The sequence below is a fragment of the Chitinophaga rhizosphaerae genome (genome assembly GCF_003958645.1).
Taxonomy (GTDB): domain Bacteria; phylum Bacteroidota; class Bacteroidia; order Chitinophagales; family Chitinophagaceae; genus Chitinophaga; species Chitinophaga rhizosphaerae.
This window is the reverse complement of the sequence record NZ_RXLO01000025.1, coordinates 1-4,932: the sequence shown is the minus strand read 5'-3', so window position 1 is coordinate 4,932 and position 4,932 is coordinate 1. Positions and strand designations below refer to the sequence as shown.

Genomic DNA, 4,932 nt, shown 5'->3' with positions numbered 1-4,932 from the left:
ACCTTCGTGCGGACGGAAGACCACAAGTTCACCCTCGCCCTCGACGTCAACAAACTCCTCGTTCCCACACCTCCCATCTACAAACTAGACCCCGACGGCATCCCGACGGGCGAGATCGAAAAAGGGAAAGACCCCGACAGGAGCGTGGTGGAATCCATCTTCACTTCCTTCAGCGACGCGCCCGGAGGCTTCCGGGAAGAAGTCAGCGAGTTCTCCTTCGCAGGTGGCATCGAGTATGCTTACCAGAACAACTTCTTCGTGCGGACCGGTTACTTCTACGAAGACCCTGCAAAGGGCAACCGGCAGCAGTTCTCGGCGGGCTTCGGCGTCAGGGTACAGGGTTTCCAGCTCGACTTCGCATACCTCGTGCCCACCGGAGGGAGCCTCCGCCAGCGAAAGAGCATGAATTTTACCATTATGTACACTCCCTTCAGGGATAACAGATAATCTCTCATTGATAAAGCACCCGTCATGAATAAAATCCTCCTATGCATCATTCTCCTACTGGGCACCGCGGTTACGACTGCAAAGGCGCAGCAGCCGGCAAGAAAGGCCGATGATGGATCCAGTATTCGTCAACGCATATTCAGCGATTACGACCAGGCCGCTGCGAAAAACCGGTCAGGTCAGTCAAAGGCCCCTAAACCGAAGGAAGCCACCATCACGTCGCCGCAGGCGCTTAAACAACATATTTTCCCCGGGGCCAACGGCGGAGGCGGTATCCCGCGAAACATCCCGGCCGGCGCGCGTAAGGCGAATACGGCAGCAGCAAAGTCTTCCGGTCAGATGCCCAGCAACCTGTCGGCCGCCGAGGCCGCCCAGAAAGCCCAGGACCCCAAGGCAGCCAAAATCGCACCTGCCGATCTGGGAGCGCAGGGCAAAGAGCCCCCGCTGCATTTCGAAAAACCCAAAGCGCCCACCTCTAAAAACTGAGTACCATGAAAAAAACACTATACCTCCTCTTTTTTATGATATCGGCCACCATCGGAAGTTTCGCGCAGAGTGGACTTTCGGGGATCAACTACCAGGCGGTGGCCCGAAATAGCAATGGTACCGTGCTGGCCAACCAGGCGGTCAGCGTCCGGTTTTCCGTGCGCGGCGGCGGGCCAAACGGCGCCGTGCAATACCAGGAAACACATAATACGGCCACCAATGCCATCGGCCTGTTCACCTTGCAGGTGGGGCGTGGTACGCCCGTGACCGGTACTTTCGCCGGCGTTCCCTGGGGCAACGCCAACCAGTTCCTTCAGGTGGAAGTGAATACGGGCGGTGGTTTCCAGACGCTGGGGACCAATCAGCTCATGAGCGTTCCCTTTGCACAATTTGCGGCGAACGGTAACCCGGGGCCTGCCGGGCCGCAAGGGCCTGCCGGACCTGCGGGGCCAGTGGGGGCCGTGGGGCCTGTGGGACCCGCCGGTGCTACCGGGCCTGCCGGAGCACAGGGGCCAGCGGGACCGGTTGGGCCGATTGGGCCTACCGGCGCTGATGGAGCCGTTGGGCCACAAGGGCCTGCCGGACCCGTTGGAGCTGCCGGGCCGCAAGGGCCGGTTGGACCTGCCGGTGCAGACGGAGCCGTTGGGCCACAAGGGCCTGCCGGACCAGTTGGAGCTGCAGGGCCGCAAGGGCCGGTTGGACCTGCCGGTGCAGACGGAGCCGTTGGGCCACAAGGGCCTGCCGGACCAGTTGGAGCCGCAGGGCCGCAAGGGCCGGTTGGACCTGCCGGTGCAGACGGAGCCGTTGGGCCACAAGGGCCTGCCGGACCGATTGGACCCGCCGGGCCTGTGGGGCCTGCCGGACCCGCGGGCGACATCAACGGCGTAGCTGCGGGCGGATCGCTCAGCGGAACCTATCCCAATCCTACTATCGCCAACAATGCGGTAGGGACCCCGCAAGTGGCCGATGGTTCCATCACCCTTCCCAAACTCGCCCCCGGAGTGATCCCGGCGAGCTTGCCTCCGAACGGGGCCGCAGGGGGCGACCTGGGAGGGAACTATCCCAACCCCAACGTCGCAAAAATCCAGACCGTACCGGTATCCAATGCGGCACCGGCGGCAGGTCAGGTTTTGAAATACGATGGTGTGAACTGGACGCCCGCGGCGGATAATGCCGGTGGCGGCGGACTTACGCTCCCTTATGCGGCGATCGAAAACGATGCCGCTACGCTGTTTTCCATTACTAATAACGGTGACGGCTCTTCGCTGGAAGGCGTGAACAACACTGCCACCAGCAGTATCGCAGCGGTGCGCGGGATTGTTTCATCGACTGCGCCGGGCGGATTTTCCGCAGCGGTCAGAGGTATTAATAATGGTACCGGCGGGCTCGGGGTTGGTGTGTACGGATCGCAGAACGGTTCCGGCTGGGGCGTTTACGGTACTACCCCGAATGGTTTGGGCGTATACGGCAATGCGTCGGCAAATGGATTCGGTGTATATGCCAACAGCAATACCGGCACCGGTTTGCAGGCAACGAGCAACGACGGAATTCCGGCCAATCTGTCCATCTTCAATAATTCAAACAACAATAACGTACTGGTAGCCAATACCGTCGGCAACGGTACCGTTGTCAATGTTACGACCACCGGGAGCGGCGCTGGCGTAAGAGCTTCTACCGGAGCGGGTTTCGGCGTCCATGGCATCACTACTGCGCAAACCAGCGCAGGTGTTGTGGGAGACAATAACGGCGGTGGCGAAGCGGTAGTTGGCCGCACCACCAGCGACATTGCCGGAGCGGTAGTTGGCCGGAACGATGGCGGTGGATATGGTGTGCGCGGGTTCATCTCTACCAGCACCGCAGGTACGGCGGTAGGTGTGTTGGGCCAGGTGGGCCTGAACAACAGTACCGGCCGTGCCGGACGATTCGAGAACTTCAACAATACCAATACCACGGGCAATACGCTGGAAGTCGAAACCAACGGCAATGGCAATATCCCCGACAATACGCAGGGCAATGCCGCATCTTTCCTGGTCGACAATACGAACAGTGTAGCCGCAGCCGTGAGAGGCGAAGTAAAAACGATCTTCGGCAACTTCGGTGCAGCGGGCATCTTCGGGATATCTTCCGGAACGGGAGGTTTTGCAGGATTGTTCCATTCTTCTAATGCAAGCGGGAATGGTCCTGCCCTGGTTGCTATCCAGGATGGCAACGGCAACGCGATCACCGCCAATGCCAGCAAAAACGGCAATGCGGTAGAAGCGAATATCGACGGAGGCGGCAATGCCCTGTATGCATGGGTGCCTACTTTTGCCACCGGCCGTGCGGGACGGTTCGAGATTTTCAACGAAACCAATACCAGCAATGTGATCACTGTGAAAACAGTAGGGAACGGCATCGCGGGGAATTTTATGGTGGACAGGGTGACCGGGACTTCTGCAGCGGTAAGAGGGGAAGTGAATTCCCAGTTCGCCAACTTCGGCACTGCGGGCATTTACGGGATCTCGTCCGGAACAGGCGGTTTTGCGGGGCTTTTCCATGCGAGCAACCCTGCCGGGAATGGCCCGGCGCTCATCGCGATCGCGGATGGTAACGGTAACGGTATCACGGCAAACGCGTCCAATTCCGGCGATGGAGTAGAAACCACGGCAGACGGGACGGGCAGCGCAATTTATGCCTGGGTCCCCAACTTCGGCAATGGCCGTGCCGCAAGGTTCGTGAATTACAACACGGCAAATACCAATCCCGTATTGACGGTTGAGCAACACAGCAATGGTTCCATCGCCATATTCAGATCCGGCAATCCCGGTGCGGTGAATGTGGCGCGCATCAACTCGGCGGGCCGCGGTTTCTTCAACGGCGGAACGCAGAACAGTGGTGCCGACCTTGCCGAGGCATTTGACGTAGAAGGCGACATGAACGCATATGAGCCCGGCGATGTGATGGTCATATCCACCAGCAGCGACCGCAAAATGGAGAAATCATCCGAAGCCTATTCTACCCTGATAGCCGGCGTTTACGCCACCAAACCCGGTGTTTTGCTGACAGAACAGGAAGGTGTGGAAGATGTGACGGAACAAGTACCCGTGGGCGTAGTGGGCGTTATTCCCACCAAGGTCTGCGACGAAGGCGGCCCTATCCGCCGCGGCGATCTGCTCGTTACTGCCAGCAAAGCCGGATATGCCATGAAGGCCGACCCGAAGAAACTACAACATGGCCAGATCCTCGGAAAAGCCCTCCAGGAGCTGGCTTCCGGCACCGGTAAAATCAAGGTGCTGGTGAACGTGAAATAGTTTATCATCTCATTATAAACCGTACGAACACATTTTTGACGAGAGCAAGGGTATATGTATGGTTTTGTGTAGGGCTGCCTCTTCCGGGGCAGCCTCTTTTTCTTCTTTCATTTTTTATGATTCATCCAATGTCATTCTTCATTAATTTTTTATCTTACGTTTCGATTGGAGCTATCTATACTAACGGAATAGGATACCCCAAGATCTTCCTCAACTATTTAACCATCTTTTTTGAAAGGACACCATGCAGCCCCGGCTGTACCTATTTACCCGCCCGCCTATACGAAATTATTGTTTCGATTCCGCCTGATTTGAATGTGAGAGCGCATGCCCGGAGGGGGCTGTCCGTTTTACCCGAATACCACTGAACGCTGCCGGGCGCACCGGATCCATTTCAACCGTCTTCGCAATTCCAATTTGAACACGCCGATTTGATGTCCTGACATCGAAATAGCGAAACCATGCATGTTATTGAGTGTGCACAACCCTGTATTCATAATCCTTTGATATCCGATTTTTATGAAATCAATTTCTACTAAACACCTATTATTGGCCATGTTCCTGGCCATATCGTGGCTGCCGGCCCGTTCGCAGCTGGTACTGGTCAGACAGGTGGCCGCCTCTTCCGGAGGGTCCGGCATTATCGGCGGTATTCAGTTCGATTACACCATCGGTGAAGCCGTCGTTACCCCACTGGCCGCAGGGCCCG

The 4,932-nt window shown here is 57.6% G+C and carries 3 protein-coding genes; all 3 read left to right on the top strand.

The features are described from left to right. Positions 1-447: PorV/PorQ family protein (locus EJ361_RS25455; protein WP_126249397.1), on the top strand; the 447-nt coding region annotated here is incomplete at its 5' end. Positions 448-471: 24 nt separating this feature from the next. Beyond that, positions 472-933 carry a hypothetical protein gene (locus EJ361_RS25450; protein WP_126249396.1) on the top strand — a complete coding sequence of 154 codons (462 nt, stop codon included), beginning with the start codon at positions 472-474 and terminating at the stop codon, positions 931-933. Positions 934-938: 5 nt separating this feature from the next. Further along, positions 939-4,223 carry a hypothetical protein gene (locus EJ361_RS26095; protein WP_317126954.1) on the top strand — a complete coding sequence of 1,095 codons (3,285 nt, stop codon included), beginning with the start codon at positions 939-941 and terminating at the stop codon, positions 4,221-4,223. The last annotated feature ends 709 nt before the right edge of the window (positions 4,224-4,932 follow it).

Coding starts and splice junctions, on each gene's coding strand:
- EJ361_RS25450 (WP_126249396.1), top strand. CDS start 472: ATGAATAAAATCCTCCTATGCATCATTCTCCTACTGGGCACCGCGGTT.
- EJ361_RS26095 (WP_317126954.1), top strand. CDS start 939: ATGAAAAAAACACTATACCTCCTCTTTTTTATGATATCGGCCACCATC.